At 51.4% G+C, this 25,142-nt stretch carries 27 protein-coding genes; 12 read left to right on the forward strand and 15 right to left on the reverse strand.

The features are described from left to right. Positions 1-36 precede the first annotated feature (36 nt). Positions 37-618: a cysteine dioxygenase family protein gene (locus AC2UZI_RS00345; protein ID WP_486941845.1), complete on the forward strand. Its 582-nt coding sequence runs from the start codon at positions 37-39 to the stop codon at positions 616-618. Here AC2UZI_RS00345 and rfbD read toward each other — a convergent pair. Continuing rightward, the gene (gene rfbD / locus AC2UZI_RS00350; protein WP_486941846.1) at positions 598-1,464 is read right to left on the reverse strand and encodes a dTDP-4-dehydrorhamnose reductase; all 867 of its coding nucleotides are present in this window, start codon (positions 1,462-1,464) and stop codon (positions 598-600) included. The genes AC2UZI_RS00345 and rfbD overlap by 21 nt on opposite strands. A gap of 81 nt (positions 1,465-1,545) precedes the next feature. Further along, a complete protein-coding gene (rfbC, locus tag AC2UZI_RS00355) occupies positions 1,546-2,124 on the reverse strand; it encodes a dTDP-4-dehydrorhamnose 3,5-epimerase (protein WP_486941847.1) in 579 nt (192 codons plus the stop codon). A 171-nt stretch (positions 2,125-2,295) separates the two neighbouring features. On the opposite strand from rfbC, the gene AC2UZI_RS00360 reads away from it, so the two are divergent. After that, positions 2,296-3,171: a DMT family transporter gene (locus AC2UZI_RS00360; RefSeq protein WP_486941848.1), complete on the forward strand. Its 876-nt coding sequence runs from the start codon at positions 2,296-2,298 to the stop codon at positions 3,169-3,171. Here AC2UZI_RS00360 and AC2UZI_RS00365 read toward each other — a convergent pair. From AC2UZI_RS00365 to AC2UZI_RS00425, 13 genes are all read right to left on the reverse strand, one after another. Beyond that, positions 3,163-3,981 carry an IclR family transcriptional regulator gene (locus tag AC2UZI_RS00365; RefSeq protein ID WP_486941849.1) on the reverse strand — a complete coding sequence of 273 codons (819 nt, stop codon included), beginning with the start codon at positions 3,979-3,981 and terminating at the stop codon, positions 3,163-3,165. The genes AC2UZI_RS00360 and AC2UZI_RS00365 overlap by 9 nt on opposite strands. A 95-nt stretch (positions 3,982-4,076) precedes the next feature. Beyond that, complete coding sequence (locus AC2UZI_RS00370) at positions 4,077-5,348, reverse strand: TRAP transporter large permease (RefSeq protein WP_486941850.1); 1,272 nt, start codon at positions 5,346-5,348, stop codon at positions 4,077-4,079. Continuing rightward, positions 5,345-5,821: a TRAP transporter small permease gene (locus AC2UZI_RS00375; protein ID WP_486941851.1), complete on the reverse strand. Its 477-nt coding sequence runs from the start codon at positions 5,819-5,821 to the stop codon at positions 5,345-5,347. Before AC2UZI_RS00375 ends, AC2UZI_RS00370 begins: the two co-directional genes overlap by 4 nt. Positions 5,822-5,930: 109 nt before the next feature. Then, complete coding sequence (locus AC2UZI_RS00380; protein ID WP_486941852.1) at positions 5,931-6,911, reverse strand: C4-dicarboxylate TRAP transporter substrate-binding protein; 981 nt, start codon at positions 6,909-6,911, stop codon at positions 5,931-5,933. Between the two features lie 29 nt (positions 6,912-6,940). Then, the gene (gene fucP, locus AC2UZI_RS00385; RefSeq protein WP_486941853.1) at positions 6,941-8,182 is read right to left on the reverse strand and encodes an L-fucose:H+ symporter permease; all 1,242 of its coding nucleotides are present in this window, start codon (positions 8,180-8,182) and stop codon (positions 6,941-6,943) included. A gap of 32 nt (positions 8,183-8,214) precedes the next feature. Further along, a complete protein-coding gene (locus tag AC2UZI_RS00390) occupies positions 8,215-8,556 on the reverse strand; it encodes an L-rhamnose mutarotase (RefSeq protein WP_486941854.1) in 342 nt (113 codons plus the stop codon). A gap of 18 nt (positions 8,557-8,574) precedes the next feature. Then, positions 8,575-9,351: an SDR family oxidoreductase gene (locus AC2UZI_RS00395; RefSeq protein WP_486941855.1), complete on the reverse strand. Its 777-nt coding sequence runs from the start codon at positions 9,349-9,351 to the stop codon at positions 8,575-8,577. Positions 9,352-9,363: 12 nt separating this feature from the next. Beyond that, complete coding sequence (locus tag AC2UZI_RS00400) at positions 9,364-10,224, reverse strand: amidohydrolase family protein (RefSeq protein ID WP_486941856.1); 861 nt, start codon at positions 10,222-10,224, stop codon at positions 9,364-9,366. A gap of 13 nt (positions 10,225-10,237) precedes the next feature. Next, positions 10,238-11,515, reverse strand: a complete 1,278-nt coding sequence (locus AC2UZI_RS00405) for an L-fuconate dehydratase (protein WP_486941857.1) — start codon at positions 11,513-11,515, stop codon at positions 10,238-10,240. A gap of 33 nt (positions 11,516-11,548) precedes the next feature. After that, entirely contained in the window at positions 11,549-12,391 is an 843-nt protein-coding gene (locus AC2UZI_RS00410) for a fumarylacetoacetate hydrolase family protein (protein ID WP_486941858.1), read from the reverse strand. A 43-nt stretch (positions 12,392-12,434) separates the two neighbouring features. Beyond that, the gene (locus tag AC2UZI_RS00415; RefSeq protein ID WP_486941859.1) at positions 12,435-13,205 is read right to left on the reverse strand and encodes an SDR family oxidoreductase; all 771 of its coding nucleotides are present in this window, start codon (positions 13,203-13,205) and stop codon (positions 12,435-12,437) included. A gap of 264 nt (positions 13,206-13,469) precedes the next feature. Beyond that, positions 13,470-14,666 (reverse strand): acetyl-CoA C-acyltransferase, encoded by a 1,197-nt coding sequence (locus AC2UZI_RS00420; protein ID WP_486941860.1) that lies wholly within the window; start codon positions 14,664-14,666, stop codon positions 13,470-13,472. A 25-nt stretch (positions 14,667-14,691) separates the two neighbouring features. Then, complete coding sequence (locus AC2UZI_RS00425) at positions 14,692-17,133, reverse strand: 3-hydroxyacyl-CoA dehydrogenase/enoyl-CoA hydratase family protein (RefSeq protein WP_486941861.1); 2,442 nt, start codon at positions 17,131-17,133, stop codon at positions 14,692-14,694. 321 nt (positions 17,134-17,454) lie between these two features. Here AC2UZI_RS00425 and AC2UZI_RS00430 point away from each other — a divergent pair, with 321 nt between their 5' ends. From AC2UZI_RS00430 to hisG, 10 genes are all read left to right on the forward strand, one after another. Next, positions 17,455-18,285: an ABC transporter ATP-binding protein gene (locus tag AC2UZI_RS00430; RefSeq protein ID WP_486941862.1), complete on the forward strand. Its 831-nt coding sequence runs from the start codon at positions 17,455-17,457 to the stop codon at positions 18,283-18,285. Next, positions 18,282-19,070: a lipid asymmetry maintenance ABC transporter permease subunit MlaE gene (gene mlaE, locus AC2UZI_RS00435; RefSeq protein WP_486941863.1), complete on the forward strand. Its 789-nt coding sequence runs from the start codon at positions 18,282-18,284 to the stop codon at positions 19,068-19,070. Before AC2UZI_RS00430 ends, mlaE begins: the two co-directional genes overlap by 4 nt. Positions 19,071-19,089: 19 nt before the next feature. Continuing rightward, positions 19,090-19,545 (forward strand): outer membrane lipid asymmetry maintenance protein MlaD, encoded by a 456-nt coding sequence (gene mlaD, locus AC2UZI_RS00440; RefSeq protein WP_486941864.1) that lies wholly within the window; start codon positions 19,090-19,092, stop codon positions 19,543-19,545. Between the two features lie 80 nt (positions 19,546-19,625). Next, entirely contained in the window at positions 19,626-20,471 is an 846-nt protein-coding gene (locus tag AC2UZI_RS00445; protein ID WP_486941865.1) for an MlaA family lipoprotein, read from the forward strand. A gap of 26 nt (positions 20,472-20,497) precedes the next feature. Then, positions 20,498-21,142 carry an MlaC/ttg2D family ABC transporter substrate-binding protein gene (locus AC2UZI_RS00450; protein WP_486941866.1) on the forward strand — a complete coding sequence of 215 codons (645 nt, stop codon included), beginning with the start codon at positions 20,498-20,500 and terminating at the stop codon, positions 21,140-21,142. 108 nt (positions 21,143-21,250) lie between these two features. After that, positions 21,251-22,042 (forward strand): ABC transporter ATP-binding protein, encoded by a 792-nt coding sequence (locus AC2UZI_RS00455; protein ID WP_486941867.1) that lies wholly within the window; start codon positions 21,251-21,253, stop codon positions 22,040-22,042. A 98-nt stretch (positions 22,043-22,140) separates the two neighbouring features. Continuing rightward, positions 22,141-22,899, forward strand: a complete 759-nt coding sequence (locus tag AC2UZI_RS00460) for an ABC transporter permease (protein ID WP_486943683.1) — start codon at positions 22,141-22,143, stop codon at positions 22,897-22,899. A gap of 6 nt (positions 22,900-22,905) precedes the next feature. Continuing rightward, positions 22,906-23,154 carry a BolA family protein gene (locus tag AC2UZI_RS00465; RefSeq protein ID WP_486941868.1) on the forward strand — a complete coding sequence of 83 codons (249 nt, stop codon included), beginning with the start codon at positions 22,906-22,908 and terminating at the stop codon, positions 23,152-23,154. Continuing rightward, a complete protein-coding gene (gene murA, locus AC2UZI_RS00470; RefSeq protein ID WP_486941869.1) occupies positions 23,147-24,409 on the forward strand; it encodes a UDP-N-acetylglucosamine 1-carboxyvinyltransferase in 1,263 nt (420 codons plus the stop codon). The genes AC2UZI_RS00465 and murA overlap by 8 nt, the downstream gene beginning before the upstream one ends. After that, a complete protein-coding gene (gene hisG / locus AC2UZI_RS00475) occupies positions 24,406-25,089 on the forward strand; it encodes an ATP phosphoribosyltransferase (protein ID WP_486941870.1) in 684 nt (227 codons plus the stop codon). Before murA ends, hisG begins: the two co-directional genes overlap by 4 nt. Positions 25,090-25,142: the final 53 nt, after the last annotated feature.

The following is a 25,142-nucleotide window of genomic DNA, read 5'->3' on the forward strand; positions in this document are numbered from 1 at the left end:
ACATTTAACGTTGGTCTGGCGTAAACGGAGCCAACGATGATCACCCCTTTTCGTCAGTTTATACAGCGCCTACATCGGCTTTTTGACGACACTACCTTAAGTAGCACACAGCGTCAGCAACAAAGTGCGCAGTTACTAAAAAACCTTATCCAACAAAAAACATGGCTACCGACGGCTTACGCTGAACCTAGCCCGGTGCGGTATCGTCAGCAATTGCTTTATGCCGATCTGGATGAACGTTTTTCGGTACTGAGTTTCTGTTGGGGCCCTGGCCAGTACACCCCCATACACGATCACGGCGTCTGGGGCGTGGTGGGTGTGTTACACGGGGCTGAAGTTGAGCAGCGCTATAGCCCTAGCGACGATGGCCAGTTACGTTTAACCGACACCACAAGGCTGGAAGAAGGTGAGGTTAGCCTTATTTGCCCGCGTCAAGGCGATATTCATCAGGTGAAAAATGCCTATGACGATCAAGTCTCAGTCAGCATTCATCTGTATGCAGGAAACATAGGACGCGTTGGGCGACGTAGCTTCGATGCCGAAACGGGTCAGGCCCATGCCTTTATGTCGCGATACGAGAATGCGGCGGTGCCTAACCTATGGTACGAGAGCGCTTAAGCTGGCCCTTACGCCTGCACGAAAACAACTGGGAGCAATACCTTTGTCTTCAAGCGAGACCGTACTTAATACACTGTAAGCGGGTCGAAGAACTCGTTGTGCTAACTGGGAACTACTTATCGGTGTGACCGTTGTGGCAGCGTAAGCCTCGTCAACCACAGCGGCTTCAGCCAGCACATATTGTGCGAACTGATGCCAGGTCATCGCCGTAGTCCCCGCAAAATGATAGACACCACCTGCCACAATTTGCCCGATCAATGCAAAAAGAGCCTCAGCAAGATGGCCTGCATAGGTCGGGCTTCCTTTTTGGTCATTCACCACCTTCAACTCGGGCTGAGTCTGGGCCGCGGTTACGATGGTTTTTAAGAAATTATGGCCCGATTCGCTGTAAAGCCACGAGGTGCGCATAATCACTGCCGAAGGCATTGCCGCCTGCACGGCCTGTTCTGCTGCCCATTTGGTGTAGCCATAGTGGTTGACCGGTGCACAGGGTGCATTCACCTCATAGGGTTGGGTTGCCCGACCGTCAAACACATAGTCTGTGGACAAGTGCAGTAGCCTCGCACCAATTTGCTGTGCATAAATAGCCACCCACTGCGCACCCAAGGTATTGACGGCTGCGGCTTGCGTTTGTTGTTGCTCGCATTGTTCAACCGCCGTATACGCGGCCGCATTAATAATGACATCGGGCCGAGTGGCTCGCAAATACTGCGCTACACGAGCTTCATTCGAAATATCCAGCGTGTCGCGAGAGGGTGCGTCAAGTTCATAGCTTGAGGGTGCACGCTTTAAAAGCTGCTGCCCCAGCTGCCCACTCGCCCCTAAAATCAGTATCTTTTTACTCATTACACCTACATGACGTGTGCATAACTTAGGGTTCGGTTTATCCACAACCCGTCCGGCTTAAGGCGCTACCAACGCTTAGGTTTAAGGCAATTGGGGAAGCAAATTGGCTTGTTCCAGTTCAGCCAGACTTTTTGCCTGTTGGTCTTTTTCAGACAATAGCGGTTTAGCATCGGGCCACTGTATTGCCAAGTGCGGATCATTCCAAAGCAAGCTGTGTTCATCGTTTGCTTCATACACCGTGTCGCAGGTGTATTCAACCATGGCCTCGTCAGACAACACATAGAAGCCATGGGCGACCCCTGCCGGTAACCATAACTGTTCGTGCGGTTGTTCGGCAACGTGTTCAGGACCAAACAAGGTATAAGCCACGTGCTTCCCATAGGTAGATGAGGCTAATCGCAAGTCCACGATCACGTCCAGCACCTTACCTTGCAGTACGCGTACCAACTTCGCTTGCGGTTGATGTTGTTGGAAGTGCAAACCACGCAGTACCCCTTTTTTAGACAGCGACACATTCTGCTGCAGTGGCAAAAAGGGCGTACCTAATAAGTCGGTATAACGAGGCGATTGGAAAGATTCCACAAAATGCCCACGCTTATCGCTGTGCACCAGCAATTGCAGACGTTTTACTCCAGAGATTGCGCCGTCAGTACAAAGCATCATCGCCTCATGTGGTTAGAGTGACACCAAATTATCGCATTGGTGTTGCACCAAGGCCTAATCTAAACACAAACAGAAACAAGCGTATCTGAAGCGCCGGGCTTTGTGCATAATGAGAATTGGATTTGTTACCTTGGCCCCTTTTGTTGAAGGCTTTGTTCAGGCATCGGTATGTCAGCTCAAGATTTACGTAATTTGCTGTTATTAGCCGCCATTTGGGGCAGCTCGTTTTTATTCACGCAACTTGGTGCGTTAGAGTTCGGTGCAGCACCGCTAATACTGATACGAGTGGGTGCCGCCAGCATCATGCTATTGGGCATTATGGCGCTGCAAGGTAAGCTTTCGACGATTCTGCCCTACTGGCGGCCCATTTTGGTGATTGGTGTCTTGAATGCCGCGGTGCCTTTTACCTGCTACGCCTTCGCTGCAACCCGACTTGAGACAGGCCTAATCTCTATTATCAATGCCATGACACCGTTGTTTGCCGCCTTAATCGCACGCTTATGGCTAAAGGAAGCATTAAGCGGCCTGCGTATCGTCGGTTTGATTATCGGCTTTGTCGGTATCACCAGTTTGGTGTATGACAAGCTTAACTTTAGTCAGGGCGCCGAAGGGTGGGCTATTTTGGCCTCGTTAACGGCCACCGTGTTTTACGGCTTGGCGGCCAGCTATTCCACCCGCCATTTACGTGGTGCCGAACCCATGGCGGTGGTAGCGGGTAGCTTAACCGCCGCCACCGTCATGCTCGCCCCCTTTGGTTGGTGGCTATGGCCTAGCACCCCGATTTCTGCAATGGCTTGGGGCTCTGCCTTGAGTTTGTCGCTGCTGTGTACCGGTGTGGCTTATTTGATTTTTTACCGCCTAGTGGCCAGTGTTGGCGGTGCCCGAACCGTAACGGTTACCTTCTTAGTACCGCCCTTTGGCGTGATGTGGGGAGTGCTACTTCTGGGCGAAACCCTGACTGCACAAGTGGTGATCGGCACCACTATCGTGCTGTTGGGCACCTTACTGGCGACGGGGTTTATCGGGGGACGACGATCAGCTTAACGGCGTAGGGGTATAACTGCTATAGCCCATCATTTCAGAGAGCTTCTTCGCGTAGTTATCCACAATCTGCTTCACCTCGTCAACAGAGGGGGGTGCGCCTAAGTCCACACGCTCAAGGTAAGGTACGTTTAAACAGGCAATCGCTGTGTTATTGGCACCAAACACCGGATACGCAATATTGGTAATGCCTTTGACCTGTTGGCTGGGCGTTTCAGCGTAGCCACTTTTGCGTACCTCAGTCAAAACCTTGTTTAGCTGTGCTTTTGTCAGTGTCGATTCACCTTCGACAGCGCCATGCATAGCCAGCATGCGGTCTCTGTCGGCGGTATCTCGGAACGCTAACAACACATGCCCAGAGGCCGTATCACGTAAACCCACCACAGCACCCACTTTTAAACCGAAGGTCCAACGGTCTGGACTATCAATTTGCGCAATCACCACCACTCTACCGTCTTGCACCACGGTTAGGTGACAGGACTGTCGTGCCTGCGTTACCAACTTACGCATTAACGGCATGGCCATGCTAACCAACGAGCGCAGGGGCATATGACGATGCGCAAGCTCGAACATACGTAGCGTTAAGCTGTAGCGGTCGTTTTCATCAACTTGCACCCAGCCTCGTCGCTCTAAGGTCACCACCATCCTGAAAATCTCGTTCATGCTGCGATCGAGCTTTTTAGAGATTTCATTAAGGGTGTAGCCTTCGTACGAATCGGACAACACTTCAAGAATGTCCAGACCCTTCTCAAGCGCGGGCGCCGAGTAGCGAGGCGAGGTCGTTTTAGCAGCAGCTTTCTTTGCGGTAACCATTGAATCACTCAAACGTGGGTGACGTTAGAAAAAATAAGCAAAAAGGCGAATGGGGCCATTTTTTAAACGGCCGCATTCGCCTGATGTCATGCGCTTTATGTTAGCAATAACGATATAGCGGGTATGTATGTTACCAAAACCAGAGCCACTAATAGTGCAGCAAAAAGCGGCAGAGATTCTTTTAAGAAATCAGTCATTGTGACGCGTGTGATATTACAAACCAATAACATCACTGTACCCACGGGCGGCGATAGCGTGCCGATCGACAGGTTTAAAATCATCACCAAACCAAAATGAACGGGATCAATACCCATCTGCATCATCACCGGCTTTAATAAGGGCACTAGAACGATAATCAGCGCCGTGCCCTCAATAAACATGCCTAACACCAATAGCAGAATATTTAACGCTGCCAAGAATACATACTTATTCTCAGTTAGGCTGCTAATCCATTCGGCCATTGCCACGCCAGCATGTTCGAGTGAGAACACCCATGCTAATGCCGAGCTTGCCATGATCACCAACATAATGGATGAAGTGGCTTTAGCCGTTGACGTAAGGGCCTGACCTACGTGACCCAGCGTCATTTTCTTATAAATAACAAAGCCAATAAACGCAACAATCGCCACCCCGGCGGCACCGGCTTCAGTCGGCGTGAAGATATTCGCTCGTATACCACCCACCACACCGACTAAGACCAGTATGGCTGGCCATGCACTCACCGTAGCACTACCGATCTCGCGAGGTTTAGGCCACTCTTTAAGCATAGGCTGATAACCGCGCTTAACAGACACCAACCAGACGGCTACCATTAACAACACGGCGCAGAGTAGACCCGGCAAAATACCGGCCATGAACATGCGTCCAATGGATACGTCAGCCACCATTCCGTAAATGATCAGCGCAATGCCAGGAGGAATAATGGGGGTTATCAATGAGCCCGAGGCGGTTACTGCTGCCGCAAACGCACGGTTATAACCTTGACGCTCCATTTCTGGGACCATCATTTTGGACAGCATGGCCGCATCAGCCAAATTAGAAGCACTCACCCCACCCATGAGCGTACTCATGGTGATGTTTGCCATGGCCATCCCGCCCCTGAACTTACCCACCAACAAGTTAGCAAGATTCAGAATACGCTCTGCCACACCCGTGTGCGACAACAAGGTGCCCAGTAAAATAAAAAACGGTATCGCTAATAAGGTACTGTTCTGTGCTGGCGCCACTAAGCGCTGAACAGCAACACCAAAGGGCAGACTATTAAAGAACAAGAAATAGACGACGATGGCCGTAAACATCGCCAGGTATATGCGCATGTTTAACAGCATCAGCCCAAACATAATGGGCAATATCCACATCCAACTCATGGCAACTCTCCAGCACTGCCCGTGCGGGCCTTACGATTAAAGACGCGCTTAAGCATCAGCAGCGCTGTGGCTACAAAGCCAATAGTGACTGGTACATAGGTCCAGAATAACGACACACCCAAAATGCGCGTTTTACGCATTTGCACCGCTTCAGCAAGATTCCAGCTCCACCACGCTGCCGTTACTAACACCGCAACAGAAAGCAGACTTATGATCACAAAAACGATGTGTCGTACACGGGGTGTCATAGCATCGGTTAAGAAACTAATGGTCAGATTCTCATTATCTCGTTCTGCGAAAAACACACCACAGAAGATAATCCAAATCATCAATAGCCCCGACATTTCTTCTGTCCAATGCCAAGGTGCGTGCATGATGTAGCGCATAAATACGCCGCCCACCGTAATGCACACCAGAACGCCCAACAGCAAGCCTAAAAGACTGCTACCGAGCCCATCCAGAAATCGTTTCATGGTAAGACCTACTGATAAACGTGTGCCGCCAGTTTCGGTGCCGGGCTCGTCGTTCTGACGAGCCCGTTGTTTACGTTATGACTGCACGTAATAAAGACTGAAGTGCGACTTACTTCAATTGATCTTGTAGTGTTTGGTAGAGATTAGGAGACCAGTTAGGGAACTGCTCATAAACCACCAGCGCTTTTTCTTTGAAAGCTTCACGATCGGGCTCGATCACTTCCACGCCCTCTGCACGCATAAGATCTAGAATTTTCTCATCACTTTCTTTAGCCAGTTGCTGGCTGTATAGACCTGCCTCGCGTCCTGTTTCGTGTAGAAGTGCTAGATGATCTTCAGGAATGGTGCTGAAAAACGCCTCGCCACCCATCCAAACCGCTGCGGTTGTCAGGTAGTTCACCAGCGATACATACTTGGCTGGCTCGTGCAGTTTTTGACCATATAGCACGCTTAATGGGTTTTCTGCACCATCAATCACCCCTTGCGTTAACGCTGGATACACATCCGCTAAAGGCATAGGTGTGGGTGTAGCACCCATGGCTTCGAAGGCTTTAATTTGGATGGGGTTATTCGGTACACGAATCTTCAAACCCGCCATGTCTTCGGGCGTACGAATGGGTTTTTTCGCAATAATATGACGATCACCGTAGTTATAGTTTGTGATAACTAAGTGAATACCTTGGTCGCGCAAGGCGTCGTTTTTCTCTTGAAACCAAGGGCTGTCATACAGCTCGAACAGCTTTTCGGTGTTTTCCGTTAAGAAAGGGCCATACAACGCGGCCAAATCAGGCTCGTAATCGGCCAAAAAGCCGACGTCAGTAATGGTGATGACATTCATACCCATTAGGGCCTGATCCATCACATCACTTTTTGAACCTAATTGCGAGCTGGGGTAAAGCTCAAGCACCACTTCGCCGTTACTGCGCTCGGTTAATAACTCTGCCCAGTGTCTCATCACCAAATCGGTGGGTTCACCGGGGTGGTTTTCATATGCGACTTTCAAGGTCGTTGGCGCCGCCCAGGTTGCAAAGGGTATGGCCATGGCGGCCGTTGCCGCCATCGCTACGGCGTAAGATTTTAGTTTTTTCATGTAGGTCTCCTAATTTAGACTTTCAACGTTTATTCAGCAATCCGGCTACCGCGCTTGGCAAACCACAATACGATGACAAAGCAGAACAGAGGTAACCAGAAAGCTTGTTCTATGGAACTTTTATCGGCAATTAGGCCCATCAACATTGGCGCTACCGCACCGCCCACAATGGCCATAATCAAATACGATGATCCGCGTTTAGTGCGGCTGCCTAAGCGCTCAAGGCTTAGTGCAAAGATCGTTGGGAACATGATGGACATAAACAAGAAGGCCAACACCAACGCAATCACTGACCAGACCGGAACGCCCGAGATCACCACACCCATTAGCACAATATTGGCCAAGGCATACCAAGCCAGTAACACACGCGGCGCGATGAATTTCATGATGGCAGTGCTAACAAAGCGACCAATCATGTAGCACAACATGGCCACCGATAACCAATACGATGCCTTAGAAGCCGTCATGTTGCCCCAGTGTTCGATCGCATAGTTAATAAAGAACGCACCCAAGCCCACCTGCGCTGCCACGTAGAAAAACAGGGTAACCACGCCATTTACGTAGTGACGCTGTTGAATGAGGGGCACAGACTGCGCTTGCTCTACCGTTCCGGCTTCGCGGATATCGGGCAACGGAGCGCGAGCAATCAATATGGCCAACACCACGACGACCGCAGCAATTAAGACATAGGTGATGCGCACCCCATCAAAACCCGCCACTTCGGCAACCATGCCGGTTTCGGTAGCAGCCGTGCTGAAGAAGAACGTACCGCCAATCAACGGACCTACAAAACTGCCCAAGCCATTAAACGACTGCGCTAAATTTAAGCGACGTGCAGCGCCTTCCTCGCTGCCCAATACAGTGGCATACGGGTTGGCAGCGGTTTCTAGGCAGCCTAGGCCTGACGCTAAAACAAACAACGCAAACAAGAACATGCCAAAGCTGGCCGCCCCTGACGCCGGTATGAAAAGCAGCGCCCCAATCGCAAACAGGGCTAATCCCACTAAGATGCCTGGCTTGTAGCCAAAGCGTTCCATGAACATGGCTGCTGGCACCGCCACGACAAAATACGCCCCAAAATACGCGGCCTGTAAAAGGCCTGACTGCGCTTTACTGACATTTAAGGCGTCTTGAAAATGCTTATTCAATACATCGAGCAAGCCATACGACAAACCCCACATAAAGAACAAACTGGTAATCAAGATGATTGCCATACGGTACGAACCCCCTTGCATGGGGTTCAGGTTTTGTTCTGCTTGGACGTTTTTCACCGTTCCATCTCCGATAAACAAATTTAGCTTCGTTAGGCGCCAGCGTTGAATTGGTAGATATTTTTAGCCTCTACCCATTTTTCACCCGCTGGAGTCCAAGGTGTAGGCGATTGAAATCGCCACATTAAGGTTTCCCACTCTTGCACGCGTGGATCATTATTCTGTGCCGCACTGAAGGCTTCACCATCAAAGCGCGCATCATCCGTTTCCATCACCATGCAAAGACGGGTACCCAGACGATAAATATCAATGCTCAATACACCAAACTGCGTAAACTGCGCCTCGACTTCGGGCCAAACCTGTTGATGCAGGCGCTCGTACTCTTGTATGGCTTGCTCATCGTCTTTGAGATCGAGCATTAGACAGCGTTTCATGTCGTCACCTGCACACTTTTAGGTTAGTGAACGATCAAGGTGCACATAGCCACCATCAGGAATCACCCATTGTCCGGTGGTGTGCGATGAGCGCGACGACAACAGAAACACAGCGGTGTCGGCAATTTCTTCGGCGGTAGTCATACGTTGACCCAACGGAACATGGCGCGTGATGTTGGCTTTGGCCGCTTCAGGGTCGTCAAAGCTTTGCAACCATGTTTGGTACAACGGTGTCATCACTTCGGCCGGCATAATCGCGTTTACGCGTACGCCGTGGGGTGCTAAGGCGGCTGCCCACTCTCGGGTTAAGGCCAACTGCCCACCTTTAGAGGCGCAATAGCCGCTGGTATTTCCTTGACCGGTAATGGCCGTTTTCGACGAAATATTTAAGATCGTGCCCTTGCTACGCTTTAACTCTTCCACGCAAAGATGAGCCATTACGTAGCAATGAATTAGGTTGTTTTCAAGCGAAGCAATAAAGGCTTCACGGCCGGCATCTAAGCCCACACCGTCGTTAATGCCAGCATTATTGACCAGCCCATCGATACCACCCAGTTTGGTGATCACACTTTGCACGGCCTCAGTACATGCCGCTTCGTCACGCAAATCCAACTGATAAAAATCGGGTGTGGCGCCTGTTTGATCGAACACTTTCTGCATGTCTGCGCTAATGGGCGAACGAGCAAAAATAACGACCTTGGCGCCCTCTCTCAAGAGCTGAGCAGAGATGGCACCACCAATACCGGAGGCTCCTCCGGTTACAATCACGACTTTGTCTGTAAGATGTAAATCCATAGTTCTCTTGCTCTAAATAGAATAAAGACGCTGTGCATTGGCGCCGAAAAGTAGTGCGGACTCTGATTCCGACAACTGCTGTGCAGCCCATCGCTGAATCACTTCCACGCCTACGTCGTATTCCCCGCGTAAGTGCGCCACTGGCCAATCACTACCGAATACCAAGCGTTGCGCGCCAAATAGCTCAAGCATCGCGTTAAGAAAAGGCTGAAACAACGGGTCGACCTGACTGGCTGAACCCAACGCCTGTGACGAAACCTCGGTTAATAGTCCTGACAACTTCACATAGACATGCGGCAGTTGCGCTAACTGCTGAAGGACGCGATACCAAGCCTGTCCAGCAGGCGACGATAAGCCAGCTTGATAGTCAGGTTTCGCTAAATGGTCAATGACCATTTGGTGTTGATCATGCGTGCGGCATAACGTGACCACACCGTCTAGCTGATCATGACGTACCAACACCTCGTAAACTGCGCCCTGCTTTTGGATCGTTTGAAGATGCTGATTAAAAACAGTGTCTTGCATAGCCAGCGCGGGTGATTCCATGTCTTGCAACATGGCTCGTACCCCTACGCACTGTGGCTGTGCAAGCAACGCTTCCAGTGGGTCACGGGCATCCCTATTTAATAAGTCTGCCCACCCCACAATTCCAGCAACACGTGCAGATTGTTTGGCTAACGACAGTAACCAGTCGTTTTCCTCCCAGTCGGCTCGTGCCTGCACCGCAATTACCGCATCAAAATCATGCTGCTCAAGCAGTGCAATGGCTTGCTCAACGTGATAGTCGCGCCGCAACACTTCCATGTCGGAGTCAATCCATGGAAAATGCGAAGGATTAAAATTCCAGAAGTGCTGATGCGCGTCTATTTTCACGTTAATACCTCAATTAGCCTTTGAACTCGTACTCATCGATGGATGCACGTTTCATTTCAATGGAATAACCCGGCAGTGATGGCGCTACGTAGGCAGCGTTCTCAATACGGCAAGGGTCCACGAAATGCTCGTGCAAGTGATCAACGAACTCAATCACACGACCTTCTTTGGTCCCAGCGATGCTGATGTAGTCAATCATGGACAAGTGTTGAACGTACTCACACAGACCTACACCACCGGCGTGTGGGCACACTTTTAGGCCGTACTTAGCGGCCATCAACATGACTGCTAACACTTCGTTAACACCGCCTAAACGGCATGCATCAATTTGCACCACGTCTACCGCGCCTTCCATGATCAATTGCTTGAACATAATGCGGTTTTGGCACATTTCACCGGTTGCCACTTGCATTTTGCCTTTCATGGCTTCGCGGATCTTGCGGTGCCCAGCAACGTCATCGGGACTGGTGGGCTCTTCAATAAACCACGGTTTTGCAAACGCCAACTGGTCTAGCCAATCGATAGCTTGATCAACTTCCCACACCTGGTTCGCGTCGATCATCAGGTTACGATCACCCAATACTTCACGTGCGATGCGCAGACGACGTTTGTCGTCTTCAAGGTCACGACCCACTTTCAGTTTGACGTAGTCAAAACCAGCATCCACCGCTTCTTGAGCCAAACGACGTAGTTTTTCGTCGTCGTAACCCAACCAGCCTGCTGACGTGGTGTAGCAGGGGTAGCCGTTTTTCTCGAGTTCAGCAATGCGTTCGGCTTTGCCTTCTTCGCGGCTTTGTAGCAACTCAAGTGCTTCTTCAGGTGTGATGCAATCAGTGATGTAGCGGAAATCGATCAGTTTGACGATTTCTTCAGGGCTCATTTCAGCCACTAAGCGCCAGACTGGCTTGCCTTCTGACTTAGCCCAAAGGTCCCACATGGCATTCACAACAGCACCAGTGGCCAAGTGAATAGCCCCTTTGTCTGGACCAATCCAACGTAGCTGGCTGTCGCTTGTGATATGACGCCAGAAACGGCCCATATCTTCAGCAACCCAAGCCAGATCCAGACCCACCACAAGGTGTTCCATGGCTTTGATCGCCGCGCAGCAAATGTCGTTTCCGCGACCAATGGTGAACGTCAGGCCGTGGCCTTCTAACCCTTCTTTGTCGGTGTGCAATACAACGTAAGCCGCCGAGTAATCAGGGTCTAGGTTCATCGCATCTGAACCATCAAGGTTATCTGACGTAGGGAAGCGAATGTCTCTCACTTCCATCGAGGTAATTTTCGTCATTGTGTAATTCCGTTGCGTTATGCGAACAAGCCATTAAGCTTGAACGACGGTTTGACGCTGTTCACCCAAGCCTTCAATACCCAAGGTAATGACGTTGCCTGGTTTGAGGTAGATGGGGGGATTAAAGCCTAGACCCACACCCGCTGGCGTACCGGTCGAGATGATGTCACCCGACTGCAGGCTCATGAAGCGGCTGAGGTAGCTGATGATTTGTGGAACGTTGAAAATCATGTTGGCTGTTGTACCGTCTTGGTAGCGCTTACCATCGACTTCCAACCACAATTTCAAATTACCGGGATCGCCCACTTCGTCGGCTGTTACCAACCAAGGACCGGTAGGACCAAAGGTGTCGTTGCCTTTACCTTTATCCCATGAACCACCACGCTCAAGTTGGAATTCACGCTCGGAGATATCGTTGATGACGCAGTAACCGGCAACGTGTTCCATGGCGTCTGCTTCGCTGATGTAGCGACCGCCTTTGCCAATGACCACGCCTAACTCGACTTCCCAGTCAGTTTTGGTCGAGTCACGAGGAATTTCTACGTCGTCGTTAGGGCCAACAATGGCGCTGGTCCATTTACCGAATACGATAGGCTCTTTAGGCACTTCTGCACCGCTTTCTTTAGCGTGATCAGCGTAGTTCAAACCAATACAAATGAACTTACCTACGTTGCCTACACATGCACCGATGCGTTGTTCCGCATCCAGCTCTGGCAAGGTGCTGAGGTCTACAGCACGCAGCTTTGCTAGGCCTTCAGGCGTTAGCGTTTCGCCAGCGATATCGCTAACAACAGAGGATAAATCACGTAATTTGCCATCAGCATCCACTGCTGCTGGCTTTTCCTGACCTTTTACACCTACGCGCAATAATTTCATTACTCACTCCAAATTCAAAATTAATTGGGTTGATACGCCCAACTTAGTTGGACCAACCACCGTCAATAATGTGGGACGCGCCTGTTACGAATGCAGACTCGTCTGAAGCCAAATACACCACCAATGCCGCCACTTCTTCTGCTTTACCTAAACGACCTACAGGCTGACGAGCCACGAACGCTTCGCGTACGGCGGTTTGATCAGCACCCGAAAGCTCGGCTTGCGCACTGATTCGCTCGTTCAAAGAAGGGGACTGGATGGTTCCTGGGCAAATGACGTTACAACGCACGCCACTGGCCACGAAGTCCGCAGCCGCTGCTTTGGTTAAACCGATCACTGCTGCTTTGGTTGTGCCGTACACCAAACGGTTAGGCACACCTTTTACGCTGGATGCGGCCGACGCCATATTGATGATTGAACCTGATCCCTGCTCGATCATGGCGGGAACAAAGGCTTTGATTGTGTGGAACATGGACTTCACGTTTAAGTCATAGCTGAAGTCTAAGTCTTGCTCGGTGGCTTCAAGGATCGAGCCACTTGCTACAAAACCCGCGCAGTTAAAGAGCACATCAATGCGTCCAACGCGATCAGCAAAAGCATTTACCGCGGCGGCATCACGTACGTTCAGGATTGCTGTTTCGATTTTTAATCCTGCTGCTTCGGCCTCTGCACGCAGCTCAGCCAACGCTGTCTCGTTAATATCGGTTGCCCAAACTGTTGCGCCTTCTTTAGCTAACGCCAACACACTCGCGCGCCCAATACCTTGTCCTGCAGCGGTTACTACAGCTGTTTTATTTGCCACTCTAGCGGTCATAAAACCCCCATAAATGAAAGTAAGTTTTATATATAAAAACACATGACTCGAAAAAACTCTAGTGTTCTCTTTCGTTCTGTCTCAAATATTAGGGGAAACCCCTATCTCAACCTGATATTTTTAGACGTCAAGCTATAGCAGCAAGCTTCGTTCCTACTCTCGTTTAGACAGAAAAAAAGCACCTAAAGCGTTACGAAAAAATCGTAGCCTTAGGTGCCTATTCCACCTGATCCCAAAAGAAAAGGTCATGGCGCGTATCAATGATCACACTCGTTCAAAAATACCTGCCATCCCCATCCCCGTGCCTACACACATCGTTAACATGCCGTAATCCAGTTGGTTACGACGCAAGCCGTGCACCACCGTCGCCGCCCGTATCGCGCCCGTTGCCCCCAAGGGATGACCCAATGCAATCGCACCACCCAAAGGGTTCACTCGCTCGGGATCTAGCCCTAAGTCACGAATGACCGCTAATGCTTGCGCCGCAAAGGCTTCATTAAGCTCTATCCATCCGATTTGATTTAGCTGCAACCCCGCTTGCTTAAGCGCCATGGGTATGGCCTCTTTGGGGCCGATACCCATGATTTCTGGGGGCACACCACGCACGGCTGAGGTCACAAAACGCGCCAAAGGCGTCAAGTTATGGGTTTTTAATGCCCGTTCAGACACCACGAGTAAGGCTCCGGCACCATCGGAGGTTTGTGAGCTATTCCCAGCCGTTACCGAACCCCGCGCCGCAAACACTGGGCGTAATTTCGCCAACGCCTCAAGACTGGTATCGGCTCTAGGCCCTTCGTCCGCCGTTACGGTTTGGTTTAACTCGCGTATTTCGCCTGTACGTAAATCAGGCACCCGATGCGTCACGTCAACCGCTAAAATTTCATCGTTAAACGCTCCACTTTGCTGGGCAGCCAGCGCTTTCTGATGCGAGGCCAGCGCAAAAGCGTCTTGATCTTCACGCGATACCTTCCACTGTGCTGCTACTTTTTCCGCTGTTAAGCCCATTCCGTAGGCAATGCCCAGATTCTCATCACGAGCAAAAATTTCTGGGCTGAAGGACGTGTTAACCCCCATCAGCGACACCTGACTCATGGATTCTGTGCCCGCAGCAATCAACACATCGGCTTCACCCAAGCGGATGCGATCGGCTGCCATCGCAATGGCGCTTAAACCTGATGCACAAAATCGGTTAACGGTGATGCCCCCTACTGTATGCGGCAAACCGGACAACAACACACCAATGCGAGCCACATTAAAGCCCTGCGGGCCTTCAGGGATAGCGCACCCCACCAACGCATCTTCGATGGCGTCGGGGTCTAAATCGGGCACTTGCGCTAAAAGCCCATTAATCACCGTCGCAAGCAATTCATCCGGTCGGGTGTGCCTAAACGCGCCTCGCGGTGCCTTGGCAATCGGTGTACGAGTAGCCGCCACAATATAAGCTTGTTGCAATTGACTCATTCCAAATCTCCTTTTAATGGCAGGCTTAGTTACGAACCGGCTTACCCGTTTTCAACATACCCATAATGCGTTCCTGTGTTTTTTCTTGTGCTAGCAAGGTCAAAAACGCCTTACGTTCTAAGGAAAGCAGCCACGCCTCATCCACCAAAGCGTTCGCGTCCACATCACCACCACACAATACATAGGCAATGTGCGAGGCTATCTCAAAGTCATAGTCAGAGATGAAGCCCCCTTCACGCATATTGAGCAGTTGCGCCTTTAAGGTAGCAATCGCATCGCGCCCAGCTACTGGAAAAGCCTGTGCGAGCGGTGGCCGCCAGCCACTGTCTGCTAAACTGCGCGCCGCACTGACTGCGGCGTAGAGCACTTCATCACGGTGCATTACGATCGAGTCCGATTCACGCAAAAACCCTAACTGCTGCGCCTCAACCGCCGAGCTTGATACCTGTGCGCTGGCTACCGTTAACGCAAAACGCTTCAAATAAGCCAACAACGGCGCGTCGGGTGCACCGAGCTGCTGTAATTCGGCTGCTCGACGCGCACAATAGGTCAAGCCCCCTGCTCCCGGCACCAGCCCGATGCCCACTTCGACCAAACCAATGTAGGTTTCCAAATGCGCAACCCGATGAGCACAATGCACGGCCAGTTCGCATCCGCCCCCTAGCGCTAAACCAGCCAATGCAGCAACGACCGGAACCTGCGCGTAACGCAGTCGCATTACCATCTCTTGCATGCGCTTTTCGATAGGCTCTACCGCCGGCGCGCCGCCTTTTTCGAATATCGGCAAAATGGCCTTTAAGTCCGCACCGGCTGAAAACGGCTCTCCGTCTTGCGCAATGACTAAAGCGCGATAGTGCGCTTCGGCCACGTCCACTGCCCGAATGATCCCTTCAACCACGTCTGGGCTTAAGGTGTGCATGCGAGTTTTAAAGGAAAGCAGCAACACCCCTTCGGCTTCGGGCTGCTCAATGCACCACGCCCGTACGGCGTCGTCCTCGAACACCGTTGTCGTGCGCTGCGCTGAGGTCTCTCCCACTTGTAATGGCGCTAACCAATGACGTTGATACACCGATAGCTGACTACACCCTTCAAACTGTTGGGTGCTTGGGTTCCACGAACCCTGAGCCGTTTGTACGCCTTGGGCTTCGGCCACGGGGCCTTGGCTTACCCATTGGGGCAAAGGCGCTTGACTCAGGCTTTTTCCAGCTTGGATATCGGCGGTTATCCAGTCAGCCACTGTCTTCCAACCCGCCGCCTGCCACAGCTCGAAGGGCCCTTGTTTGTGGCCAAACCCCCATTTCATTGCCAGATCAACATCACGGGCCGTCTGGGCAATGTCTTGTAAATGCACAGCGCTGTAATGAAACGTGTCTCGCAACACCGCCCACACGAACTGAGCCTGTGGGTGTGTGGACTCGCGCAACCCTTGTAGGCGTTTAATGGGGTCACGTTCGGACAACAGCTTCAACACCTCGTCATCCACCGTAGCGTCGGCAGCCACGTACTCACCACTCTGGGCATCAAAATCCAAAATGTCACGCCCTACTTTTTTATAAAAGCCTGCCCCTGACTTTTGTCCTAAGGCTTTCTTTTCAAGTAGCGTCTGCACATCGCTGGGCACACTAAAGTAGGGATGGAAAGGATCCGCTTGCAGTTGCGACTCCATCGTCCCGATGACGTGAGCCAAGGTATCTAAGCCCACCACATCGGCCGTGCGATAGGTGCCCGATTTAGCTCGACCCAACTTGGTCCCTGTTAATACGTCAACTTGTCCATACGTTAAACCAAAGCGTTGAGCCTGCTCGAACACCGACAAAATGCCGAACACCCCAATGCGGTTACCGATAAAGTTAGGCGTGTCCTTAGCCCGCACCACCCCTTTACCCAAACGACGCACCAGAAAGCGTTCTAATGCATCCAACGAACGTGCATCGCTTTGTTCAGTGGCGATTAGCTCTACTAACGACATATAGCGGGGTGGATTAAAAAAGTGCACACCGCAAAACCGCGCACGCAAGGCGTCGGGTAATGCATCCGCTAAGCTGCGTATAGAGAGACCAGACGTATTACTCGCGATGATGGCCTGCGGGTTCAGGGCCGGAGCCAATTTGCTATACAGATCGCGCTTCCAATCAAGTCGCTCGGCAATGGCTTCAATCACCAAGTCGCAGTCGGCTAATAAGGCAAGATCGTCGTCGTAATTGGCAGGCGTAATCAGCTTGGCTAAATTGGGATTGGCTAAGGGTGCGGGACGCTGCTTGGCTAATTTCGCAATGGCGGCTTCAGCCACCGCATTCTTATTCCCGCTTTCAGATGCTAAATCAAACAGCACCACTGGCACACCCGCATTAATACAATGGGCGGCAATTTGTGCGCCCATCACGCCCGCACCGCACACAGCAACACGACGTATTGGCAACGACCCAGTTGAAGCCCCTGACGCCGACATGGAAGGACTGGCAAGCATAAAGCGATCTCCACAACATAAGTTTGAAGGCAACCTCTATCTAAAGCCTAACGTCACCGACTAGGCTTTACCACCCATGATAGTAGAGTGGGAACGCCCCTGCTATGAGCTGTCTCACTACTTTACAAACAATTAAAACGTATGTTTGAATTAGGGAAAGCTGCGCCAACGTTTTTGGGCACCCTCTGTATTCTAGGAGGAACGCATGAAGGGCTTATTACGTACTTTGATCCCTTATGTAACGATTTTTCGACGCGTGGCATTAGCTAAAGTGGCCTTAGCAGTTACAATGACTCGCCTGTACAAAAAATACTACTGCTCATGAGTTCACAAACCAGTTCATCCGATCGTATCTTGCATTTTGAAGCGGCCAAGCTCGGGTATGGCGACTTCAGCGTGCTTAACGACATCGACATTGACGTACGGCGCGGTCAGGTCGTCGCCATGATGGGTGGCTCTGGCTCGGGTAAAACCACTTTGCTGCGCGCTGCCACACGCCAAATCACACCGCAAGGCGGGAAAGTGTGGGCTTTCGGCTGCGACCTTTCTACGTTGGATAGCGAGCAATTGCATAAAACCCGTCAACGCATGGGGGTGCTATTTCAGCAAGGTGCGCTGTTTACTGACCTCAATGTGTTCGAAAATGTAGCCTTTCCGCTACGCGAGCACACCCGTATTTCTGAAGCCCAAATTGTCACCCGTGTACTGGAAAAATTGGATGCCGTCGGTTTACACGCCGCCGCTCATTTACAAATTTCCGAAATCTCCGGTGGTATGGCTCGTCGCGTTGCTTTAGCTCGTGCCATTGTGCTCGAACCCGAGCTCATTTTGTATGACGAGCCTTTTGCAGGTTTAGACCCAATTTCACTTGGCATTACCGCCAAATTAATTCGTGATCTCACTGACAGACTGAATTGTGCCTCGGTATTGATTACACATGATGTGCCCGAATCGTTCGCCATTGCCGATCACGTCTACATTGTGGGGCAAGGCAAATTGCTTAGCCATGGTGCCCCTCACGAACTTGAAAACTCGGACGACCCTTACATCCAGCAATTTTTGCAGGGCACGCCCGACGGTCCCATTGCCTTTAATTACCCGCGCACACCCGCTTTCGAACGGTGGCTACATAAAAATCAACCGCGTCCATGAATAAACTACTTTCGCCGATTTCTGCGCTTGGTAAGCATGTACGTCAAAGCATTTCTGGCTTAGGCGCGTTTTTTAATCTTTTCATCGCCATCGTTTGCCGCTCTGCCATTGTCGTTAAACGGCCCGGACTTATCTCGCAGCAAGTGCATTTTATTGGCAACTATTCGTTGCTCATCATTGCCGTATCCGGACTGTTCGTGGGCTTTGTATTGGGCCTGCAGGGGTATTACACCCTCAACCGATACGGCTCTGAAGAAGCGTTAGGCTTGCTCGTTGCCCTTTCCCTAACCCGTGAGCTTGGGCCCGTGGTCACCGCCTTATTGTTTGCCGGCCGAGCCGGTACCTCACTGACCGCCGAAATCGGGCTCATGAGAGCCGGAGAACAACTGGCCGCCATGGAAGTGATGGCGGTTGATCCCATCAAACGGGTGTTGGTGCCACGTTTTTGGGGCGGCGTCATTAGCATGCCCATCTTAGCCACTGTTTTTTCGGCGGTAGGGGTGGTGGGTGGATGGGTGGTGGGTGTGGTGCTCATCGGCATCGACCCAGGCTCTTTCTGGTCCCAAATGCAGTCGGGCGTGGACATTTTCAATGACATCTTGAATGGCGTCATTAAAAGCCTTGTTTTTGGTGTCGTGGTTAGCTTAATTGCCCTTTATATGGGCTGGACAGCACGCCCAACCCCTGAAGGGGTATCACGGGCTACCACCCGAACCGTAGTAGCCAGTTCACTCGCTATCTTAGGCCTGGACTTCCTACTTACCGCACTGATGTTTAGTAATTAATTTTTAACGGATACCTATCATGTCGCGCGAAAGATCAGACTTCCTCGTGGGCTTATTTTTGCTAATTGGCTTGGTAGCTTTAGCCTTTTTAGCCCTACGCGCCGGAAACCTAAGCTCTTTTTCCTTTGCTCCCACCTACACGGTACAAGCATCCTTCGACAACTTGGGCGGGTTAAAAGTACGCGCCCCCGTTAAAAGCAGCGGTGTCGTGGTTGGACGGGTCAGCAACATCAGTTTTGATAACAACCAGTTTCGTGCTGTGGTCAGCCTAGACTTAGAAGAGAACTTTGTTTTCCCTGACGACTCATCGGCATCGATCTTAACCTCGGGCTTACTGGGCGAGCAGTACATTGGCCTTACTCCGGGTGGCAGCGACGATAACCTAAGCCACGACGGCACAATCCTCTACACACAAAGTGCAGTGGTACTTGAAGAACTGATCAGTAAGTTTTTATACAACATGGGAAATGAGTAATACTTGAGATTACATATATTTCTCTATCGTAGCCACTCCGCTTCTGTTATTTTTGCTTTTATTACTCCGGACATACGACTATGAACGCCGCCGACCAGCAACCCTCTTTTTCCAGTAAACGAATCTTCCGTCTAACAGTTGCGGCGGGCGCTGTCGCACTGGTTTCGGGTTGCGCAACGGTTAACAATCCTAACCCCAACGATCCATGGGAAAGCTACAACCGCTCTATGGACACCGTTAACTACAAGATCGACCGTGCCGTGTTTCGCCCCATCGCGTCAGCCTACGCCACGGTGACACCACAGCCTGCACGAACCTGTATTCACAACATGTTTAACAACGTGGGCGATGTCTGGTCTGCCGTTAACAGTTTCCTACAAGGGCGCCCACACGACTTCTTCAACACCTTGGGTCGTGTCCTGTTTAATAGCACCATGGGTTTAGGCGGTTGTATCGATGTGGCATCAAAAAATGGCGCGCATCGAATTTCCAACGACTTTGGTACCACCTTGGGTGTGTGGGGCATGCCTTCGGGTCCGTATGTGGTATTGCCGCTACTTGGGCCTAGCACCGTGCGCGACACCACAAGCCTTGCTACCGCAGCCTTAGACCTAGAAGGCTTCTCTCGTGTGGCCCCAATCACTGCCATTAGAAATGTGCCAGTGCGCAACTCAATACTCGGCCTGTATCTCGTGGATACACGTGCCAACTTGCTGGATGCCGACGAGCTCGTCAACGACGTAGCCCTTGATCGCTACAGCTTCATACGTGATGCGTACTTACAGCGCCGTAATGCCATGGTAGAAAGCCGTCGTCAAGGCGTATCCGCCGACGATATGGCCTTACCCGACTACGAAGATTATGACGATTACGACGACAACAATGGTGCTACGGCGCCCGTCGCTCCTAACGCTTTATCGAACTAATCGCTAATTCAACGCTCTTACCGTTTATGCAAAACTATTTTCATTCGTTCCGTCATTTCATTTCTCTTACGGTGCTTGGCCTCATCACAATGCTGTGTGCCAGCACCACGGCCTTGGCGCAACAACAAGTTGATCCACACGCTGCCCCGCCTGAGTTTGTGCAAATTGTTGCCACCAATGCGCTGGAAGCCGTTAAGGGTGACCAAGCGGCCCAAGGTGGCGACCGTGCGGCAATTAATGCGCTAATCGACCAGTACGTCATGCCGTACGTCAATTTTGAGAAAACCACGCGCCTAGCAGCAGGTCGCCACTGGCGTGATGCCTCGGCTCAAGAGCGTACCGACCTCGTTGAAGCCTTTAAAAACACCTTAATCCGCACCTACAGCGGAGCGCTCGCTCAAGTCGATCAGCGCTCTAGCATCAGCATCCGACCTTTCCGTGGTGACCCCGAAGCGGCCGATGTTGTGGTACGGTCTAACTTCAATCAAAGTAACGGGCCTGCCGTTGCGGTCGATTACCGCATGGAAAAAACGCCCGATGGCTGGAAAATCTACGACATTAACGTCGAGAATATCTGGCTGATTCAAAACTATCGCAACCAATTTTCAGAGCAAATTGCACAAGGTGGTTTCTCTGGCTTAATCGACGCCCTAAATCGTCAAAGCCAATAACACCTTTTTTCGTGCGGTTGGCCTTCCCTCCTTACTGGTGCTCATTGGTGTGGCCTGATTTATAATCAAAGTCGGGCCTATCTTTGAGCCCGGCTTTTTTATTTATTCATGTCCGCAATCACTGTAGAGTCTATTTCCAAAGTCTTTAGCACTAAACCCTCTGGGTTAAAGAGCCTATTTAACCGTGCTCCCAAAGACGCTGGGTTTCACGCCCTAAAAGACGTTTCTCTTCGGGTCGAACACGGCGAGTTTTTTGGTTTGCTCGGGCCTAATGGTGCCGGCAAGACAACGATTATTTCCATACTGGCAGGAATCACTCGGGCCACTCATGGCACAGCCAAGGTTTGTGGTTACGATGTCACCAACGATTTTCGTGATGCTCGCCGTTCACTGGGTGTTGTACCGCAAGAGATTGTCTACGATCCCTTTTTTACCGTACGCGAGACCTTGCGCTTGCAATCGGGCTATTTTGGCTTGGGTAACAACGACGACTGGATCGACGAAATCCTGCATAATCTGGGGTTAAGCGATAAAGCCGACAGCAACATGCGCTCACTTTCAGGTGGCATGAAGCGTCGCGTATTAGTCGCACAGGCTTTGGTGCATCGCCCCCCTGTCATTATTCTTGACGAGCCCACTGCCGGAGTAGACGTTGATCTACGCCGTGCATTATGGGAATTCGTCACCCGCCTGAATAAAGAAGGGCACACCATTTTACTTACCACGCACTATCTCGAAGAAGCAGAGGCCCTTTGCGGTCGCATTGCCATGCTTAAAGAAGGCGAGATGATCGCGCTCGACTCAACACAAAATTTGGTAGACCGCATGGGCGGCCACGACCTCGAAGAGGCCTTTGTGCGTTTGATGCACGGCGAACAATTCAACGAGGCACTGGCATGAAGCAAACCCCTACCCAAGGCAAACGCTGGGGAGTGCCCGACGCTCAAGCAGCAAGTCAAAACACGACGAATGGTTCGATTTTGCCGCCACAACCCCGTATGGGTTCCGGCTTTCCTACCTTATTGCGTAAAGAGCTGCTTCGTTTCTGGAAAGTCGCGTTTCAAACCATTGCAGCCCCCGTTCTCACCGCTCTGCTCTATTTATTGATCTTTGCCCACGTGCTAGAAGGCCGCGTGCAGGTGTACGACACCGTGCCCTACACGGCTTTCTTAATTCCGGGCTTAATGATGATGAGCATGTTGCAGAACTCGTTCGCAAACCCGTCATCCTCGCTCATACAAAGCCGTATTACTGGCAACCTGGTCTTTATCTTGCTACCTCCGCTTTCGCACCGTGAAATTTTTAGCGCCTATATTTTGGCCGCTATTATTCGTGGTCTTTGCGTAGGCGTCTGTGTATGGGCCGTTTCGCTGTTTTTTGTCCGATTACCTATAAGCAATATATTGTGGATAATTAGCTTTGCGGTGCTGTCTTGCGGGATAATGGGTGCGCTGGGCATTATCGCGGGGCTGTGGTCCGAAAAATTCGACCAACTCGCCGCTTTTCAAAATTTTTTGATTATGCCGGCCACCTTTTTATCAGGCGTGTTCTACTCCATCCATAGCTTGCCCCCTTTCTGGCAGGCCGTGTCGCACTGGAACCCGCTGTTCTACACCATTGATGGCTTCCGGTACGGCTTTTTTGCCGCCTCGGATGTCTCTCCTTGGCTCAGCCTAACAATCGTCTCCACGGTTTTTATCGTGCTGTGCTTATTATTACTTCGCTTGCTTGCAGCAGGCTATAAATTACGGAATTAATGCGTTATGTTGCCGACACCCGAACTCGTACAACAGTACATTGCCGACAACCTTAACTGTGAACATATCGAAGTCACTGGCGATGGTGCTCATTTCGAGGCACTGATTGTTAGCCCGGCTTTTGAAGGCAAGCGCCTTATTGCTCGCCACCAAATCGTTTACCGCTCGTTGGGCAACCGTATGGATTCCGAAATCCACGCCTTGTCGATGCGTACTTTGACCCCTGACGAATACAAGGCTGAAATTAATGGATAAACTGCGCATCACCGGTGGCCAACAATTAACAGGTGAAATCACCGTCTCCGGTGCAAAAAATGCAGCCCTACCCATATTATGCGCAAGCTTACTTAGCGCTGATGCAGTCACGCTAAGCAATGTTCCATCCTTGCGCGATATCGACACCACACTCAAACTACTCAATCAGTTGGGTGTGGGTGTAGAACGTGATGGCGATACCGTAACCCTGCACGCAAACACCATTAGCAACCTTGAAGCGCCCTACGAGCTTGTGAAAACCATGCGGGCATCCATTCTGGTGCTGGGTCCACTGCTTGCTCGCTTTGGCGAGGCGCGTGTGAGCTTGCCAGGGGGGTGCGCTATTGGCCAACGCCCTGTTGATCAGCACATCAAAGGCCTAGAGGCCATGGGTGCTGACATTCAGATCGAACACGGTTTCGTGGTAGCAAAAGCATCACGCCTAAAAGGCGCCGTGATTCGTACTGACATGATCACGGTCACCGGCACTGAAAACCTGATGATGGCGGCCACACTGGCTGATGGCGAGACTATCATCGAGAATGCCGCTCGCGAACCCGAAATTATTGATTTGGCTAACCTGCTAAACGCCATGGGCGCCCAGATCACAGGCCATGGCACTAGCCGCATTACCATTCAAGGTGTAGCGCGTTTGCACGGTGCTCAGCACCCCATCATGCCAGACCGTATCGAAACCGGTACGTTCCTCTGCGCCGTAGCGGCTACCGGTGGCGATTTATTACTGCGCAACACCGCTCATCAAACGCTGGGAGCAACGCTGGATAAACTACGCGAAGCTGGCCTACAAATCGACGTCGGCGACGATTGGATTCGCGGCTCGATGCAAGGTCGTCCTAAAGCCACGGGCTTTCGCACCAGCGAATACCCCGGCTTTCCTACCGACATGCAAGCCCAGTTGATGGCACTGAACACCATCGCAAGCGGTACGGCCCTGATCGTAGAAACCATCTTCGAGAACCGCTTTATGCACGTTCAAGAACTCATCCGTCTTGGCGCACAAATCGATGTAGACGGTAACGCCGCGGTGGTCAGTGGTGTAGACCGCCTTTTAGGCGCTCGCGTCATGGCCACTGATCTACGTGCCTCTGCCAGTCTGGTCATTGCCGGATTGGCGGCCGAAGGCAGCACCACCATCGAACGCATTTACCACTTAGACCGCGGTTACGACCGTATGGAAAGCAAACTGCAAGCGGTAGGTGCGAACATCGAACGCATCTCTAAGGACAACGCATGAGCCCAGCCAGCGCCGATCGCCCCATTACCCTCGCTTTATCCAAAGGGCGTATCTTTGATGAAACCCTGCCTTTGCTTGAAGAGGCCGGAATTAAAGTACTTGAAAGCCCCGAGTCCTCACGCAAACTGATTTTGCCGACAAACTCGCCCGACTTGCAAATTATTATCGTACGGGCCACTGATGTGCCCACGTACGTGCAATACGGCGCAGCCCATATCGGCATTGCCGGAAAAGACGTGCTGCATGAGCACAGCGATCAGCATCCCAGTGGTATCTATCAGCCACTGGATCTGAACATCGCGCGCTGTCGCATGAGCGTAGCGGTCGCCGAAGGCTTTGATTACGAGGCAGCCGTTAAGCAAGGTTCTCGTTTACGTATTGCCACCAAGTACACACGGGCGGCACGCGAACACTTTGCCTCAAAAGGCGTATACGTTGATTTGATTAAACTGTATGGCTCCATGGAACTTGCCCCACTAGTCGGCTTGGCCGATGCCATTGTCGACTTAGTCTCCACCGGTGGCACGCTCAAAGCGAACCGTTTAGTCGAAGTGGAAGAGATTGCACAAATCTCATCGCGCTTAATTGTGAATCAAGCGGCCATGAAAACACGTCAGCCCCAGTTGCAGCCACTCATTACGGCTTTTCAACGTGCAGCCGTAGAGCCACAACAACATTAAGCAATTCGATATACACTACCTATAGCACTATTTGTCTTTACTACTTCAACGCT

The organism is Paenalcaligenes sp. DL 463 (genome assembly GCF_057475185.1).

Bases quoted from the DNA above. Each gene is read 5' to 3' on its own strand.
- AC2UZI_RS00450 (WP_486941866.1), top strand. From the start codon at position 20,498: ATGCAAAACTATTTTCATTCGTTCCGTCATTTCATTTCTCTTACGGTG.
- AC2UZI_RS00360 (WP_486941848.1), top strand. From the start codon at position 2,296: ATGTCAGCTCAAGATTTACGTAATTTGCTGTTATTAGCCGCCATTTGG.
- AC2UZI_RS00465 (WP_486941868.1), top strand. From the start codon at position 22,906: ATGTTGCCGACACCCGAACTCGTACAACAGTACATTGCCGACAACCTT.
- AC2UZI_RS00460 (WP_486943683.1), top strand. From the start codon at position 22,141: ATGGGTTCCGGCTTTCCTACCTTATTGCGTAAAGAGCTGCTTCGTTTC.
- AC2UZI_RS00410 (WP_486941858.1), bottom strand. From the start codon at position 12,391: ATGAAATTATTGCGCGTAGGTGTAAAAGGTCAGGAAAAGCCAGCAGCA.
- AC2UZI_RS00420 (WP_486941860.1), bottom strand. From the start codon at position 14,666: ATGAGTCAATTGCAACAAGCTTATATTGTGGCGGCTACTCGTACACCG.
- AC2UZI_RS00455 (WP_486941867.1), top strand. From the start codon at position 21,251: ATGTCCGCAATCACTGTAGAGTCTATTTCCAAAGTCTTTAGCACTAAA.
- mlaD (WP_486941864.1), top strand. From the start codon at position 19,090: ATGTCGCGCGAAAGATCAGACTTCCTCGTGGGCTTATTTTTGCTAATT.
- AC2UZI_RS00390 (WP_486941854.1), bottom strand. From the start codon at position 8,556: ATGAAACGCTGTCTAATGCTCGATCTCAAAGACGATGAGCAAGCCATA.
- AC2UZI_RS00445 (WP_486941865.1), top strand. From the start codon at position 19,626: ATGAACGCCGCCGACCAGCAACCCTCTTTTTCCAGTAAACGAATCTTC.
- rfbD (WP_486941846.1), bottom strand. From the start codon at position 1,464: ATGAGTAAAAAGATACTGATTTTAGGGGCGAGTGGGCAGCTGGGGCAG.
- AC2UZI_RS00425 (WP_486941861.1), bottom strand. From the start codon at position 17,133: ATGCTTGCCAGTCCTTCCATGTCGGCGTCAGGGGCTTCAACTGGGTCG.
- AC2UZI_RS00370 (WP_486941850.1), bottom strand. From the start codon at position 5,348: ATGAGTTGGATGTGGATATTGCCCATTATGTTTGGGCTGATGCTGTTA.
- rfbC (WP_486941847.1), bottom strand. From the start codon at position 2,124: ATGCTTTGTACTGACGGCGCAATCTCTGGAGTAAAACGTCTGCAATTG.
- AC2UZI_RS00430 (WP_486941862.1), top strand. From the start codon at position 17,455: ATGAGTTCACAAACCAGTTCATCCGATCGTATCTTGCATTTTGAAGCG.
- AC2UZI_RS00375 (WP_486941851.1), bottom strand. From the start codon at position 5,821: ATGAAACGATTTCTGGATGGGCTCGGTAGCAGTCTTTTAGGCTTGCTG.
- AC2UZI_RS00395 (WP_486941855.1), bottom strand. From the start codon at position 9,351: ATGGATTTACATCTTACAGACAAAGTCGTGATTGTAACCGGAGGAGCC.
- AC2UZI_RS00405 (WP_486941857.1), bottom strand. From the start codon at position 11,515: ATGACGAAAATTACCTCGATGGAAGTGAGAGACATTCGCTTCCCTACG.
- AC2UZI_RS00365 (WP_486941849.1), bottom strand. From the start codon at position 3,981: ATGGTTACCGCAAAGAAAGCTGCTGCTAAAACGACCTCGCCTCGCTAC.
- AC2UZI_RS00380 (WP_486941852.1), bottom strand. From the start codon at position 6,911: ATGAAAAAACTAAAATCTTACGCCGTAGCGATGGCGGCAACGGCCGCC.
- murA (WP_486941869.1), top strand. From the start codon at position 23,147: ATGGATAAACTGCGCATCACCGGTGGCCAACAATTAACAGGTGAAATC.
- mlaE (WP_486941863.1), top strand. From the start codon at position 18,282: ATGAATAAACTACTTTCGCCGATTTCTGCGCTTGGTAAGCATGTACGT.
- hisG (WP_486941870.1), top strand. From the start codon at position 24,406: ATGAGCCCAGCCAGCGCCGATCGCCCCATTACCCTCGCTTTATCCAAA.
- AC2UZI_RS00345 (WP_486941845.1), top strand. From the start codon at position 37: ATGATCACCCCTTTTCGTCAGTTTATACAGCGCCTACATCGGCTTTTT.
- AC2UZI_RS00415 (WP_486941859.1), bottom strand. From the start codon at position 13,205: ATGACCGCTAGAGTGGCAAATAAAACAGCTGTAGTAACCGCTGCAGGA.